At 62.1% G+C, this 15,033-nt stretch carries 18 protein-coding genes; 5 read left to right on the top strand and 13 right to left on the bottom strand.

Features of this window, described 5'->3' with window-relative positions; genetic code table 11:
• Window positions 1-41 precede the first annotated feature (41 nt).
• The 5 genes from BUB39_RS06330 to BUB39_RS06305 all read left to right on the top strand — a co-directional run bounded on the left by BUB39_RS06330 (window position 42) and on the right by BUB39_RS06305 (window position 4,111).
• Window positions 42-431: a VOC family protein gene (locus BUB39_RS06330; protein ID WP_073052115.1), complete on the top strand. Its 390-nt coding sequence runs from the start codon at window positions 42-44 to the stop codon at window positions 429-431.
• Window positions 431-1,273, top strand: coding sequence for a carboxymuconolactone decarboxylase family protein (locus BUB39_RS06325; RefSeq protein ID WP_084526924.1), 843 nt, complete (start codon window positions 431-433; stop codon window positions 1,271-1,273). Before BUB39_RS06330 ends, BUB39_RS06325 begins: the two co-directional genes overlap by 1 nt.
• Window positions 1,270-1,818, top strand: a complete 549-nt coding sequence (locus tag BUB39_RS06320) for a hypothetical protein (protein ID WP_073052113.1) — start codon at window positions 1,270-1,272, stop codon at window positions 1,816-1,818. Before BUB39_RS06325 ends, BUB39_RS06320 begins: the two co-directional genes overlap by 4 nt.
• Before the next feature lie 359 nt (window positions 1,819-2,177).
• Window positions 2,178-2,990 carry a TIGR04255 family protein gene (locus tag BUB39_RS06315; RefSeq protein ID WP_073052112.1) on the top strand — a complete coding sequence of 271 codons (813 nt, stop codon included), beginning with the start codon at window positions 2,178-2,180 and terminating at the stop codon, window positions 2,988-2,990.
• Between the two features lie 635 nt (window positions 2,991-3,625).
• Entirely contained in the window at window positions 3,626-4,111 is a 486-nt protein-coding gene (locus BUB39_RS06305; RefSeq protein ID WP_073052109.1) for a hypothetical protein, read from the top strand.
• Window positions 4,112-4,126: 15 nt separating this feature from the next.
• Here BUB39_RS06305 and BUB39_RS06300 read toward each other — a convergent pair whose 3' ends face one another.
• From BUB39_RS06300 to BUB39_RS06235, 13 genes are all read right to left on the bottom strand, one after another.
• Window positions 4,127-4,573: a hypothetical protein gene (locus BUB39_RS06300; protein ID WP_073052107.1), complete on the bottom strand. Its 447-nt coding sequence runs from the start codon at window positions 4,571-4,573 to the stop codon at window positions 4,127-4,129.
• 168 nt (window positions 4,574-4,741) lie between these two features.
• Window positions 4,742-5,092, bottom strand: a complete 351-nt coding sequence (locus BUB39_RS06290; RefSeq protein WP_073052103.1) for a hypothetical protein — start codon at window positions 5,090-5,092, stop codon at window positions 4,742-4,744.
• Window positions 5,092-5,619, bottom strand: a complete 528-nt coding sequence (locus BUB39_RS06285; protein WP_073052101.1) for a lysozyme — start codon at window positions 5,617-5,619, stop codon at window positions 5,092-5,094. Before BUB39_RS06285 ends, BUB39_RS06290 begins: the two co-directional genes overlap by 1 nt.
• A complete protein-coding gene (locus tag BUB39_RS06280; RefSeq protein WP_073052099.1) occupies window positions 5,609-5,833 on the bottom strand; it encodes a DUF7940 domain-containing protein in 225 nt (74 codons plus the stop codon). The genes BUB39_RS06285 and BUB39_RS06280 overlap by 11 nt, the downstream gene beginning before the upstream one ends.
• 42 nt (window positions 5,834-5,875) lie before the next feature.
• Window positions 5,876-6,178, bottom strand: coding sequence for a hypothetical protein (locus BUB39_RS06275; protein WP_073052098.1), 303 nt, complete (start codon window positions 6,176-6,178; stop codon window positions 5,876-5,878).
• Window positions 6,179-6,558: 380 nt separating this feature from the next.
• Window positions 6,559-7,506 carry a hypothetical protein gene (locus tag BUB39_RS06270; protein WP_139251354.1) on the bottom strand — a complete coding sequence of 316 codons (948 nt, stop codon included), beginning with the start codon at window positions 7,504-7,506 and terminating at the stop codon, window positions 6,559-6,561.
• Entirely contained in the window at window positions 7,452-8,888 is a 1,437-nt protein-coding gene (locus BUB39_RS06265; RefSeq protein WP_073052096.1) for a hypothetical protein, read from the bottom strand. Before BUB39_RS06265 ends, BUB39_RS06270 begins: the two co-directional genes overlap by 55 nt.
• 84 nt (window positions 8,889-8,972) lie before the next feature.
• A complete protein-coding gene (locus BUB39_RS06260) occupies window positions 8,973-9,782 on the bottom strand; it encodes a hypothetical protein (RefSeq protein WP_073052095.1) in 810 nt (269 codons plus the stop codon).
• Between the two features lie 2 nt (window positions 9,783-9,784).
• Window positions 9,785-10,192 carry a hypothetical protein gene (locus tag BUB39_RS06255; RefSeq protein ID WP_073052093.1) on the bottom strand — a complete coding sequence of 136 codons (408 nt, stop codon included), beginning with the start codon at window positions 10,190-10,192 and terminating at the stop codon, window positions 9,785-9,787.
• 606 nt (window positions 10,193-10,798) lie between these two features.
• The gene (locus BUB39_RS06250) at window positions 10,799-11,878 is read right to left on the bottom strand and encodes a hypothetical protein (protein WP_073052091.1); all 1,080 of its coding nucleotides are present in this window, start codon (window positions 11,876-11,878) and stop codon (window positions 10,799-10,801) included.
• Window positions 11,879-11,884: 6 nt separating this feature from the next.
• Window positions 11,885-14,032, bottom strand: a complete 2,148-nt coding sequence (locus tag BUB39_RS06245) for a TolB family protein (RefSeq protein WP_073052085.1) — start codon at window positions 14,030-14,032, stop codon at window positions 11,885-11,887.
• A gap of 43 nt (window positions 14,033-14,075) precedes the next feature.
• Window positions 14,076-14,582: a hypothetical protein gene (locus BUB39_RS06240; RefSeq protein WP_073052083.1), complete on the bottom strand. Its 507-nt coding sequence runs from the start codon at window positions 14,580-14,582 to the stop codon at window positions 14,076-14,078.
• Between the two features lie 11 nt (window positions 14,583-14,593).
• The coding region (locus BUB39_RS06235; RefSeq protein WP_210187037.1) for a hypothetical protein at window positions 14,594-15,033 on the bottom strand (440 nt) is incomplete at its 5' end.

Here is a 15,033-nt window from a genome sequence, read left to right as displayed (position 1 = left end):
CCACAACGCGCCGTCCCGTCCTTCTTGGCAAAGTGAGCATCATGGCAGGACACCTGACTAATTTCGAAATCTATGGTGACGAGCCGGAAGCACTGGTGGCGTTCTATCGCGGCCTGTTCGGTTGGCGGATCGAGCGCGTCGAGGGCGTCGATTACTGGCGCATCACTCTCGATGCAGAGGCGGCGCCGCTGTCTGCCGGAGGCATCGCCCGTCGGCCGCGCTTTGAACAACAAGGCTGGATGAATTTCGTCGAAGTCGATTCCATCGACGAAACGATCGACGCGGTCACTCGCCTGGGCGGAAGCATCGTCAAGGAAAAGACGGCGGTTCCGCGCACTGCGTGGCACGCGGTGATCGCCGATCCGGCCGGGAACACCTGCCTCGTCTGGCAGCACGACCCGACAGCCTTCCCGATGCCCGAGCCGGACTGATGAATTCGGCACTGCATGACGAAGAGGGGACCGCTCAGCCGAGGGCGCGTTCCCCATGCCAGCCGGCGGTGGCGTTTGGTTTGATGGCACGAAGGACAGCGAGCATGGTGAAGTCCACCCAGATCGGCCCGAACGGGCCCTGGTCAGCGATGGCCTATGCGATTTTAGAGGAGTGGGACGCGGAGTGGGCGGCCTTTTGTCGTGCCATGAGCACGAATGCTTGGACGAGCGGCACTCTTACTCCGCGCTTCGTAGAGCTCGTGGCGGTCGCGCTCTGCACAGCCTGCACCAATCTCGACCGTGCCGGAGTGCGCCAGCATATCCGCGCCGCGCTTGGCGCCGGCGCAACGCGCAACGAGATCCTGACCGTTATCAAGATGGGATCGGTCATGGCGATTCATAGCTGCAGCCTGGCGGCCCCGATCCTGCGCGAGGAAGCGGGGTCTGAAGCCCTCGCGGCCTCGGTCCGGCCTGTGGGGGAAACGCCTGCCTGCGACCGGATGAAGGCGATCGGCCAATGGAACACGGCCTGGGACCCATTCTTCCAGCTCGATCCAAGCTGGACGGACGAGTTTATGGCAACCGGCGCTGGCATCTATGGCGCGGGCGTGTTCTCGCCGAAGGAGACGGAACTGCTCAGCATCGCGTTCGATGCCTCCTTTACCCACATGTATGCGCCCGGGACGCGGCGCCACATCAAGGGGGCGCTCGCCGCAGGCGCGAGCGTGTCGGAGATCATGGACGTGCTCAAAATCAGCGTCGGGTACGGCGTTGCCGCCTGCAATCTCGCGGTACCGATCCTTGCCGAGGAGATTGAGCTGCTGGAGCGGACCCGCCGATGAACCAGGACAGCCGCAGCACCACTGACGCCGGCAAACCCCGCTCCCTCACGGCGCGGCTGATCGGGGAGTTTCGACTCTTCCTTGCGCTCTTCCTCTATCTTTGGGTGCTGTTCGCGCTATTCGTGCTCAATCAGGACATCACCCGGCGAGAGGCTGGAGATTCGATCGCGCTTCAGGGTTTCGCGATCCTGAACGCTCTTGTGCTTGGGAAGATCATGCTAGTCGCCGAGCATTTCGACTTCGCGCGATGGCTTCGTCGCAAGCCTGTTATCTGGTCGATCCTCTTCGAAGCGGCTTTCTGTAGCGCTCTTTTTCTCGGCTTCCACGTGATCGAGCGCGCCGTGAGCATTTGGATAAGAGGAAGCGTTTCAACTGAAAGCCCCTTCTCCTTCGGTGGAGGTGGCCTGCTGGGGCTCGCGATCGTCGTCGTGATCCTGTTCGTCTCGCTGCTTCCCTTCTTCGCCTTCAAGAACGTCGCGAGGATCATCGGCGAAGAGACAATGCGGCGGATTTTGTTCGAGGGGGCCGGTCAACGCAGTACGTGAGCAAGCAAGGCGGCTCATGAGGTGTTGGGCCGCCGCCATGTCTTCCGTTCAGAATACGGCTCAGTCGCCGGGACGAAGGTTAGGCTTGATCGAGGATCCCCGCATCGGCGGCAGCCTTGTCCAACGCAGATCTGACGCGGTCGACTGTACCGTGGCCCCTCGACGCAACCCGGACGTTGCGATCGGGGCGACTGGGAAGTTTCGGCTTGCATCACCATTAGCCGGTGATTAGCGCTATCGGCAATGAAGACTCGTCGATGGCGCGGACCGAAGGGCGGACAAGAGTCCGCCATATCGCGAAAGTGACCCATCCACAGGACTGTGATATCGGTCAGCAATTCTGACGCACGGAGGGGGCCTTGCCGTTTGAGCCTATATACGGTCATCACTCCGTTCAGGAGGTCGTCTTTACCCTGATTTTCCAGCGTCCGTTCGACCAGAAGTCACTGCAGGATTTGCAGGCTGCGCATAGCGAGTGGAAGGCCGAGCTGCCGAAGATTGAGATACCTCAGATTTTCCACTTTAGTATCGGGCCGTTCGATAGCGCGGAGCAGGCCGCGCAGTCCGGCATAGCATTCCAGTCATTCAAACGAGACGGCTCGATCGACTGGCGACTGTTGGCTAATATGCAAACCCTGGTTGTTAATTGTGCTACCTACACCAGGTGGGCAGACGTCTGGGGCCGCGCGCGCAACCTTCTGGCTTCGAGCGCGAAGCACCTAGCCCGATCCGGGAACGTCGTGGCAAGCATTAGCTTGCAATATATCGATACATTTAAATGGAACGGTTCCGCGAAGAGTTATTCGATAGATAATCTGATCAGAAGAGACAGTAGATATTTTCCTGAGGCGTTATGGGACGCGAACAACTCACCGCTCTGGCACCTGCATCAAGGCTCGTTCCGTTCGAAGGAATTGGCGATCGGTGGCAAATTGCTCGACAGGATGCATATTGACGCCACCGAGGAGGACGGAACGTCTATTGTCCGCTTTGATTCCCTCTTGCGGCTGGACGCTTTCCAGCCCGCCGCCTATATGAGGCTGTTCGGACCGGTTGACGGCAAGATTGATAATCTGATGAATGAATTGCACGCTATCAACAAGTCGTCGATATTGGGGTACTTGGTAGATTCGATGGCAGAGCAGATCGGAATGCGGAGGAGCGTGGTTTGACCGGCCTGCAGACGTCTTTGGTAGACATGTCCGCTAGTCCCGCGGCGACCGCATACCCGGGATACGCGTTGTCAAATACACGGCCAGTGCCGCGATCCGCCGCGCGCGCTGCAATGAAGCGCGTTCGAACAGCTGTGGCTGGAGTTGTCATTGGTACGGTGGGCATTGCCTGCACTGTTACTGGTCCTAGCGCCGCCAATGCGTCAAGCAGCACCGCCGTAGCCGCTCCGATCGCGTCTAGTCACTTGGTGCCCACGCTTGATCCGAAAGCCGAGTTGGCAGCACAGATACTAAGTTACCAACATCTCGATGCTGATTGGGATGGTGACGGCGCTGTGGTGCCCTCAAAAGAGGCTATCGAGGATGCCCTCGCTATTCTTGACCTGATTCCTGTGAGTTCGGACGCGCCGGCCGCAATGGTGGAATCTCGCGGTGACATAGGTCTCTTCTGGCAGGCCCCTACGACGTATATAGACCTCAGCTTCAAGGGCGATCAGACCATCGTCTATTATGGGCATGCATTGTCGCGGACCGACGACAGAACTCAGCTGGTTGCCAGCGGGGTCGCACCCTACAACAGGAAATCTCTGCCTAAGGACCTAATGGCCGTCATCCTGAGTGCTTAAGGACGGACCATGGTCGATGGCTCGCTCTGCTCGTGCGAGGTTGTGTCGCACAGCCCCCACGGCCCTATTCAGGATCATGAACAGCTCTTGCGGGTGATTGTGTCTCCGCATCATATTAACCAGAAGACTGGGAAGCCGACACCGGCTGCCTTTTCGATGGATGACTTGCTCCGTCGAGGCTTATCGCTTTTGAGACGACAGCATCTCGGAGATGAGGAGTTGGCCCGACAAGCGAGCAAGCTAGTAGAGGGTAAGGATGGAAAGGCGGTCGTTGGCGTGATGGCTGGAACGGCCAATGCCGCCCGTTCGCTTCTCGATGAAACGGACAATAGAGCGTTTTGTGTTTTCGACGACGCTCAACCTGATCAGCCGATGCATGCGACCATCATACGATCTGCTGCGCAGTCAGAGCCGGACCTTAAGAGGCTGCGCGGACTGCTTATGCTTCAATTCGGTGACGTTCTTTCTCTGTCAGACGCGATGGCGGCGGGCTGACGCTCCTTCTAGTTCTTAGTTCTTCGCGTACACACTATTCTGTGCGGCACTCGCCCCCTTCCTCGGCACGACCGCATCCAGGCGCTGCGAGAGAAGCCCGATCTGCAGCGACACGTCGCCGATGCTCTTGCGTAACGCTTCCATGGAATCGCGCTGGACATCAAAGCCGCGATCGAGCCGCTCATTGATCGCCTTCACCTGCGCCTCAACGGTCGTTGTCCGATACTGATAGTTATCGAGTGGCTGCAGGCGATCCTCGATCTTGCCGAAACGGGCGTCGGTGGCGGCGCGCCGGACGGTGGCCCCGGCTTCGAACTTGTCCATCCGATCGATGAGGTCGTTGATATTGTTCGAGGCGTCGGCAAAGGCCCAGATGCCGCCGGTGAACATGCTCAGGAAGCCGACGACGGTGAGGCCGAGGTTCCAGCTGATTTCCGTTTTCACGCTGCCAATTTCCGTCATTGGAAGCCCTTTCGAAGGTCGTCATAGAACGCGACCGCATCCGCCCGTCTTCCCTCGCAGACCTTCAGCGCACCGATGTAACGAGCAAGTGGTAGGCGGGGATCCGCGCCGGCCTCGATCGCCGGATGGTGACAGGGTTGCTGGACCGTCGCCGGCATGGGCGGCAGGTCAACGCGCGGCGTCACCCTGGAGCTTGCGCAGCCGGTCGACATCATCCCGATCGAGCACGCAGCGAGCATCGGCCGGACGTGTCGCCAGTTCTTTCTCATAGTCGTCGACCTGTTGCTCGAGGGCTTCGTTCTCGGCCGCGCGGGTTAGCTCGCGCGCGACTGCGGCATCGAGGGCCTTCGCGCGGGCAGAAGCCTGCCGCGTTTGCTCGGCCGCCATAGCGGCGTCCCAGCGGGCATCAGCTGCGGCAGCCCCGTTGCGGTGCCCGAGGCCATAGAGACCCGCCAGCGCCGCCAGCACGAGCGCTACGCCCACGATCCAGCGACCAAGCGGTGAGAGGAGCGCGGCCATCACAGCCCGCTCACGCAAAGCTCGGCTTCGCCGATGCGGGTCGCGTCGCCCATCTCTCGGCGCTTGACGAGGCCGGGCACTGTCTTGCCGCCGGCCTTGTTGAACGCGGTGGCCGCTTCGCAGCTTTCGCGCAGCTTGCCGAGGCGTGCGAGGCGCGCGGCGCTTGAGTTGCAGGCCGCGCCGGTCCCGATATTGTAGGCGAGCGAGATCATGCTCGCCTGCCAGCTGATCGGCCGCTTCTCGAAGCCGAAGATGCAGCCCTTGAGCGGCTCGAAATAGTCGCGGCGGACGCGGACGGCCGTGCGCCGATCGCATTCAGCTGGCGTCACCTTCATGCCGGGGCGGACATTCGCCGTGTCGCCGTCGCAGATTGTCAGCACGCCGACGATGTCCCGATAGGCGACGAGGCTGCGGCCCTCCCAGGGCTGGATCAGGACGACGCTCGCCAAGGCGACGGCGCCGACCGCTCCGGCTCCGGCGATAGCCGCTTTCGCGCGCCGGCTGCTCTGGATCTTATTAACCGGCATCGTCGCCTCCCATCGTCTTGGGCTGCGCGACGATGCGGGCGAGGAAGGCGCCCGCCACGACGATCAGCGTCAGGGCGGCGAACAGGCGCGGCGGGATCTCGTCACCGATGATCGGCAGCGCGACCTCGAGCCCCGAGAACAGGGCAGCCAGCAGGATGAGACGGATCGACCACGCGTGCTTCAGCACCGCGCGCCAGTCACTGACGAGCTTCATGTTGAACTCCGGAGATGATGGGAGAATTCGGCGCTGCGGGCGCTATCGGTGATCGGCGGGGCGCCGCTTCGCGTCGTCGAGCGCCGGGCGGCTACGCTTCATGGACCGTTCGAAAGCGCGCTGCTGAGTTATGACGATATGGAGGGCGACGGAAAACAGCACCGCTCCGCCGACATAGATCCCTGTCATGGCGAGGAAGAGCAGCGGCTGCTCTCCGTAGGCGATCCAGCCGCTACGTGAGCGGACCTCGCCGATCGTAACCGCCGTGTAGAGATTGGCGATGCCGAACCCTATGACGCCGAGCGAGAGGATCGCGAAGCCGAGCAGTTTGATGCGCTCCTTCACGGTCGCTGACCGGGGCTTGGCATAAAGACCCCCTCCCCTGCCCTACCACGCTTTGCGGGAAAGGAGCCGGCAGACGCCTCAGCTCGCGCGGCCTCGAGGCCGGCCGCAACCGGCCCCCTCTTTCGCGACAGCGGTAGGCCTCCCGAAAGAGGCCTCCGCTGTGGCATGCGACTCGTGTTTGCAGCTGGCGCCACTTGGTTCTGCACAGTCTGAGGGGGCAGATACAGTTGCCTTAAGACCGGTTTCAAAGCAGTACAAGAGTCCTCTCAGTCAGGCCTCAGGCAATCCTGCTCGAGCCGCCAGCGCGCGGATCTGCGCCGCCGTGAGCGCGGTCATGTAGTGTCTCCGGAAGATGAGTGGATCAGGCCGTCAGGCCGTCCCTATGGGAACGTTGCCGGATCGGTGAAGGTGTCGCCATAGAAGGCGCCACCGGCCGCGAATTCCTTCTGGAACTGGGCATACATGGCGGCCTGGAAGGCATTGTATTCCTCGGTGACCGTGCCGCCGAAGCCGCTGTTGGAGCGCTTCGATTTCGTTAGGTCTTCGATCTGCACCCGGTAAAGGATGTTGGACGACTTCTTGTTGTTATTCGCGTTCCCAGTGACACCTCCGGGCGAACCGCCAATCTGAAGCCCGGTACTGTTGGACGATCCAGGCTTTGTCCCGCTCCAGGCGTTGATACCGATGGTGTTGAACCTGGCGCCCTCGGCACTGTTCGCGGAAAATGTTCCGAGCGGAGAAGCTCCGTTGAGCGAACCTCCGGGAGCAGCCCACAAAAAGACATTTCCAGACGAAGACGAAACCAGGTGCGTCGTGGAAGCACTCGGCCCCGCAGCGATTGCGCTGCGTGTCACCCGCTGCCAGATGCAGATGCCAACTGCCCCGGAAGGCACGAGATTGAAGAGATAGTCGCGAAGAGCCGATGGCCCGTTGAACACGCACTTGTTGTTCGAAACCGTTTCATTGACCTGCGACAGGATCGTATGCAGCCCGCCCTTGCCGGAGCGCTCGATCTTGATCTCAGTCGTGCCCGTGACGGTAACGGACGCTGTGAAGTCGAGCAGCGACGCATCAAGCCCGAGCACAATCGCCGCCTGGTTCTTGGCAGCGTTGCCGATGACCTGGCTCTGAATGGGGACACCCGTAAACGCGCATAGATGATGGCGCGGATCCCAAAGCGCAAGTGTCCCCTCCGACATCAAGGGGTCATCAAGCAGCTTGCCGAAGGGAGACGGCTTGGTGGGCGCATCAGCGCCGGACAATACGAAGCCCATTATCTGTTCCAGCCCTGGTTGAGGTAATCCCGCGCGATCGCCGGCTCGATGCACAGCGTGTTGCAGGTCGAGGAGGGGTGAATGCTGTCGCCGCCGCGAAGCTGCGGCGGGATATTGCCGGCGGCGATCGCAGCGAGATCCGCGCTGTCGGCCGTCATGCCGCAGTCGGAGAGGCCGAAATCCATCAGATATTGCCTGATGTCGAACACCATATGGGCTGGGAAGCGGGCCTTAATCGCCTTGTTCGTCGCCTGGGCGGAGCCGCCGTCATTGATCAGCGTGAGGATGCGCACGCGCTGGATGGTCGGCGTGAGGTAGCGAACCATCCGCTCGAGGTCGGTGATCACCGCGGCCTGACCGGCATTGTTGTGCCCGACCCACAGATAAATCGTGTCGCCCCGGTAGAGCGCCGCGTTGGAAACCGTCATCACGCTGTTAGGCGGACACGCGACGGCGCTGCCGGGCGAGGTTCGGGTGAAGGTGTAGACGCCGCTGCCGACAGGATTGCCACCGACGCCACCGGACACCGCTGTGAGGCTGCCCTCAACCCCCTGAAGCACAACAGCGATGTTGCTCGGCCAAGTGCCGGCATTAAAGAGCACGTCATCGGAAATCGCCGTCAGGACGACGGAGCCAGACGCCGGAATCGTGTTGCCGGTCGGCGTGACGAGCAGCGGCTTGCTGCCCTGCCGCGCCGCGATCTCGCCCGAGCGCTGACCCCCCCTGCCCATATTGTTGAAGGTCTGGCCGATCAGCGCCGCGATAGCGCTGCCAGTCATATTGGCCGTGATGCTGTCGCCCCACATGGAGAGCGACTTTGTCGGCATAGTGATCGCGCTGCCGCCGCCGATACCGGCCGGAAACACCGACTGTTCGTCGAGCACGGCGCGGAATTTGCCCTCGGCCGTGAAGCCGCCGAGCAGGACGCCACCTGCCTCGAAGGGAATGAGGTAGCCGCTGTCGCGATGGACAAACCTTGAGGACGCTCCGGCGGGCAAGAGGCGGACTGCGTCAGGGCCCAGCGCGTCTGCGGGGACAATGCTGTCGGCGGAGGCGGCCAATTGAATGGTGCCATCCCGCTTGATCATCAGGATCTTTTCTTTGCCCGAGCCGGTAAAAGCCGGGGCAGTGATTACGCCGAGATATCCGGTGTCTGGATGAAGCGCCTGGATGGTGAACGCTCCGAAACTGCCATCGGTGACAATCGCGTCCGACGCCGGCAGCCTGTTGACGAGAGTCTGCGTGGTGCTGCTGTCCCGGCGGTAGAGCGTGGCCGCGATACCGGAACCGACTGTGCCGATCACGGCAAAATACTGGCCGTCCGCGACGGATGCGCGGCCCGTCGCGATGTCAGCCTTGGCGTTGGTATAGGCCAGTGCAGCGTCACGCGCCGCATTAGCCAAAATGACGTCGGCGCCGGTCTGAACACGATCCAACCCCGTCTGCGTGCGATCAGCGGCGGTGGCCTTAGTTGCAACTACAATGCCGGTGGGGGGAATAGCGGGGATCGGCATGGCGGCCTAGCTCCCGGTGAAATAGAAGACATCACCGGCGGTGCCGATGACATAGACTTGGTTGGCGTTCGTTGGCGTGCCGGACCATGCGTCTCCCGGCGAGAGGCGATAGCCGTTGCCAGTCCCATTATCGGTCGCCGTGACACCTGAGGCGCCAACGAAACCGTTTCCGGCATTGGTGTCGCGCGCCTTGATCACAAGACCATTCACCAGTGCGCGGGACGGGAGTTGGACCGCGGAGCCAGTCATGACGATCTGCCCATAGGTGAGTGTTCCGGGGGCAGAACTGACCGGTATCGGGTTGGCTGCGGCGACGTCGGCGCCGCCGATCTGAATGCCGACCTTGCCGATGACCGCTGAGCTGGCCGCGAGCGTGATGCCGGCGACGAACTTGTCGCGAAGCCAACGCAGGAAGCCATTGGTCGTGCTCGCGCCTGTGTCTGCCGCCGCGTCGGCGTTTGCCCCGCCTAAGCTGGCGTCAGCAGCGGCGCCGACCGGAAGCGGCAGAGCAGTGCCGAGCTTGGTATTGATCGCTGCCAGATTGCCGCCAGCTTCCAACGCGGCGCCCGCCGGCAACGGCAACGCCGCCGCGGTGATCGGAACGCCATCGTCAATCGTGGACGTGATGGCGTTGATCGCAGCGACCTGCGTCGCAGACAACGCCTCGAAGTCGACAACGCCGAGACCGCTGGCCGACGACAGAAACTGAAGGGGGACGAAAGGCCCCGCGCCTGTCCCAGACAAGTCCCAGCACTGAATCTGCATGAGGTTGCCGGCGCCATCGCGGATGGGCTTGGTAACGATTGAGCCTGACATGATCACACCCACCCGAGGAGAAGGTTTCCGGAATTGTAAGGACTGGAGAAATCGAGCTGGCCCGTCGCCTGCGGCTCGTCGCTATCGAGGTTGAGTCCGCCCAGCCCATTGACGGCGCCGTAGAAAATCGTCGTTTCGCCGCCGTCCCGATCCTCAATTTCATACTGAGCGATGCGGCCGAAGGGGATCATGCGGCTCTCCGCTAACGTGCGGGACCAGATGAATTTGCGGGCGACGGTATCAACGATCAGGCTGCCGCCACCGTCCGCGACAATCAGCAGTTCTGCTCCGCTCCAGATCGTTAGCTGGCAGTCGACCGTAGCCACATAGCCGTCCGGCCAAGGCCATTCGATTGGCGGGAGGTTATTGCCGCGCCAAACGTCAATATCTTGCAGTGTGGGCAGGCTCATAACCGAGCCTTCCAATTGCCATCAACTCGTCCCGCGCATCCCCCCTCAAACGGTGTAACGATACCTTGGCAAAGCCGGTATAGCCCCATCGCAACCCTTCCCCCGAAGGAATTAATACAGCCAATGAGTTGTATCATTGTGCATTGCGCAAGTGGAGTCCCACACCCAAAAGTTTTAGAAACGAGAGCACGAATGCTAGGCTTCAACCGTTTGATGTCTGTGTTCATGATCGAAGCGCTGCGACCCCGCGGCTGAGAGGTATGACCCGCCAACCGCAGAAACAGTGGATTGCCCCGCCACACGTCGATATCGATGAGCGTCGCCATGATCAGGCCGGCCAACCGGCGGCGTCGATCTCCGCGAAGGTTGTTACGGTGCCAGCGTCGATACCCGTCAGCAGCGCGCTGCATCGTGAACATCTGATACTCTCACTTGCTATCAAAACCCGACGCGGCAGAGTCTTACCGGGCTGTGCACAGCAGCGGCGGCGACGGTAAGGTCACTGACGTCGGGCGGGGACAGACTTGCCGGATCGGCCCCGCAGTCCGGACAGCACAGCTGACCGGGCCGCCCGCTCCTTTCAAGATCGCCAGCCGTCGCGAATATTCAGGCGGCGAGCCATGTTAGACTGCCGGCCCGCTGAGCGGCCAAGTCGATTGCATTCATTTGTGCTGCCGTAATCCCGGCGACGGTGAGATCGACCGTGTAGGACAGATGCACAACCATGCCAGCATGGCCGGTGAAACCGATCACGCCGCCGCGGTTTCCGATGACCATCTCCTGCGTGAGGGCAGTCAGCGGCGTCGCCGCGACGGAGGCCCCGACCGCGCGAAGGGTGTTGTCCTTGTAGACTTTCGGAAAGCCCCCCTCGATCGCAATGGCAAGGTGGTGTGGGGCGTTGTCCGGGGCGCCGACCCCGGTAATGGAGGCAAGGCCGATGTCTCCGTTGCCGCCTGTATAACCGGAGAACTTGCCGTCTATGCGACCTCCCGTCGACGGCCCCCAAGAAAGATAGATGCCGGCGGTTCCATTTCCGTTGCCCGCCATCTTGGAGATGATATTGGGGTTGGTCGCGTCGGTCTTAGAGGGCACAGTGACGTGGGCGGCAACATAGTAATCGTGGCCGAGATTGGCCTGAAACAACTGTGCGCCCGTGTCGACCTGAACGCGCGTCGATTGGTTGTCCCCGATCTGCAGCCCTTTGCCGGCGATGATCCGAGCGCCCGCGACATAGAGATCGATGAAGGTATAGCCACTGCCGGGATTCGTGATCGTGTAGCCAGTAATGACACCAGCCGTCACAATGGCTGTGACAGCGGCTCCAGTGCCATCGCCATAGACGTAGACGCGCGGGGCAGAGCTATATGAACCGCCGCCATTATCGATCGTGACGCTCGTCAGCGCCCCGGCGGTCAAGATGCCAGTCAGCTTCCCGCCGCCGGAACGGGCGAGGGTGTCGGTTTTCAACAACCCGGTTGGGGTGCCGGTATCGCTGAGATCGCCAATTGGAGCATTGATGATCGGGATCGCGGACTGATTGATGACCTCCTGGCGTGAGAAGTCTTTGCAGAACAGGAAGGCAGCCGGGTTGATGCCATATGAAAGGATCGGGTGCTTGCCGATGCGGACCAGGCCCGTCGTGCTTTGCAGGGCGTTAGGCGATCTGAAAACGCGCGTGTTGGCCATGGCGGGTCAGGCTCCGTAAAGGCTCTTGAGATGAAGATCGATGCCTCGGGCAATTTCGGTTTTGCCGAGCGTCCCATGATGGACGCCGTCCGTGAGGATCGACGGCAGCACGATGTCGTAGGCAACGCCATTGACAGTTTTGACCGTCGTATAGCCACGCGACTTCATGTAGGCGGTCTGGTCGAAGTAGTTCGGACCCCAAGCCGCGCGGTTGGCCTCATTGATGGCGATAGTGCGCTCAATCAACACCTGACTGGCTACATCGTCCGCAGGGATCGTGCCGGCGTAAGAGCCTCCGGCCTGGGCCGCCGTCAGACGGCTATAGCCACAGACGTCCCCGATCCACGCAAAGCGCTTGATGACGGGCAAGAGCGCCGCGACCATTGCCGCGTTTCGGGCGATGATGGCCGAGGTCGGGTAAGAGCCATCGACAATCGTGATCGAATTGAAATTGGGATAGAGCAGCGCTGTACGGCGACGCAGAACATCCAGGCTCAGGGCTGCTGACGGGTCAAGCGTACCCTCTCCCTTGCCCGAGATGACGCGCATGGTCGCCGGATTGGGGACCGTGACCGCGTCACCGGCGAAGTAGCGCGTGAAGCCGATAACACCCGTCGAGAAGACCTTGGTGAGCTTGCCGGGGATGACCTCGCCTGCGGCCCCCAGAACTTCGATGCGGAAAGAGCAATCGACGTCAAGGTGGTCGAAAATGTCTGGCGTGATCGAAGACACGGCGACATTGCCGCTGGTCGGGATGGTGTTTCCCGAGACAACAAGAGTGACAGGCACAGCGCCCATACGGGCCGCAATATGATCGTCGCGCTGGCCCGAGCGGCCTTCGATGTCGACTGTATAGCCGAGCGGCGTCAGGCTCGGCAGGAAGCCGGGGTCCATGAGCGAATTGCCGAAGCCGACCAATTCCGGCCCGCTCTCGGCCAGCACCTCGCCGCCGGTGAGGATCGATTGCGCATAGAGCGTGCGCGAGCCACTGCGCGTGCTCGGATAGAGGATGGTGTCGCCGTCTGGCAGCAGCGCCGGAACGCCGTTCGGACCGCTCGTCGTCAGGGCCGTTCGAATGCCGCCGGCGCGGCTGCGCTTGTAGATTTGCGCCATGCCGGACCCATCGTCCAGGACCTCGACAATATGGCTCGGCGCGACGACGGCCGATGCCAAGACGGGCGCCGACGATGACGCTGTGGCACCCGCCTTCCCATCGACCTGCGTACCATCGACCAGCATTCCTCTGGTCAGGTAGAGATTTGCATCGACGTCGGCCCGGTCGAGCTGACGGCCCATGTGAAACCAAATCGCCGACTGATCGGGGACATCGATCGCCGCCGGGTTGATGGCGATCACGTTCTCGCCGGCGATGTCGTCCCAAGCAACAGTGATGGTCGCGCCGCCATTCAGGGCGAGCTTGGAGCGGAGGTATCCGTCATCCGTGTTGAACCGATAGCCGACGTCGTTGCTATCCGTCTCGACGGAGATCAGGCGCTTGCCATAGGCGAAACGATCATCGGTGACGATCGTGACATACGATGTCTTGATATCCAGCGGCCCGACCCGCGCTTCGAGCGCCGCCTTGTCGCCAGCCGAAGTCACATACTGACTGTCGTCGGTTCCCGTGATGACCGTCGCCGAGGCCGCCTTGTTCAGCCCAACGGATACTCCAGTCGCCCGCAAAAAGCTGACGCACCTCCATGCGCCGCCGCCATGCGACCGGAAAATGGCGACGTCGCCGACCGCAGTCGTAATGTTGGCGCCCGTCGGCAGCACCAGCGTGCCAGAGTGGGTGAGGATCAGCACGCCGGTAAAGTAAACCGTCCGCTCGATCCCGGCTGGAGCGGTTCCGAGAGCGCTGATGGTCGCGGTGCCGGTGACGGCCGCGAAGTCGCCAGTTGCCGCGCCGAGATTGATGGTCGAGGCAGATGCGATGTTCGCGCCGCCGCGCATCGCCCGCGCGCCAGGTGCGAGGTCCCCCTCGAGCGCGGTCGCACGGTCGGCAACCGCGATGATATCCGCCGGCGACGCTCCGTTCGTGATGTTGGCGCGCGGGACGCGCACTGTCGAGGTGACGCCGTCTACCGTCTTGTTGCCCACCAGATCATCGACAGACGAGACGAGCGGCAGCAGGTTCGCAAAATTGTCGGGCATGCGGAGGCGACCTCTCTCGATCGACCGGGCGAAGTTTTGAGGATCAGGCGGAGCCGAAATGGCCGCCGAAATTGGCGGTGCAGACGCCGGTCACGGCGGATGCGGCCTTGATGTTGAGCGCAGTCGCCGCCGATCCGACGAGCGCCAAACCGGCTGGCATCGGGTAGTAGCCAGCGCCGGCCGGCAGCGGCAGGCTGAACAGCACGGTCGTGCCGTCGCGGATCTGCACCGTGTTGGCGGTCCATGTGGCGTCGCAGATCAGGACGCCCCAGGTCGCCCAATTCTTGACGCCGGCGGCCCCCGCGGCCTTCAGCGCCTGATCGGCATTCGTCAGCACGACAGGGCCACTCTGCCAGCGAGATGCCGACAGGCCGGCGATCGCCGCGATGATCGCGTCCTGCTTTTCTTCCGAGCTCGGATTGACCGGGGTCAGACCATCCGCCGTAAAGGCCACCCGGCCGAGCAGGATGTTGCCGCTGCCGTCGTCGATCGCAGTGTGATCGAAGGCTGCCCCCGTCCCGTCAAGGATGGGGATTGTGGTCACAGTCATGGTGATGATCCCTAGATCCAGGCGGAATTCGCCGGGTTGGACAGGTCGAGCTTGCCGACGCGAGATTCCGCGCTCGTGTCGAGTGTTGCGTCGACGACAGAAGGGACGAGCGACAGGCGGCCAAAGATGTCGGCCGCCGCGATGCCGATCGTGTGCGGCCCGGCCGTGAGGGGTTCGACCGTGTCGAATGGAGGGTAACCGACAAACAGACGCATTGGGCGAAGGTCAGCCCATGACCAGCCGGAGCCCGGCCGGGACCGCATGACGAACTGCGATATGCGGTTGAGCTGCGCCGCGGTCGATGCCGGGTCGGCATCCCATGTATAGCGCCTGACACCACCAACGAGGCCTGTGTAGCGAAGGTTAAAGGGATTGGCCGGCAGATCGTCGCGGACCTGGACGATCACGCCGCTCTGGTCGACAGGGTCGCTTTCGACGCAATAGGCGTTGA

The sequence above is a fragment of the Kaistia soli DSM 19436 genome (assembly GCF_900129325.1).
Lineage (GTDB): Bacteria > Pseudomonadota > Alphaproteobacteria > Rhizobiales > Kaistiaceae > Kaistia > Kaistia soli.
This window is presented reverse-complemented; position numbering and strand designations above follow the sequence as displayed.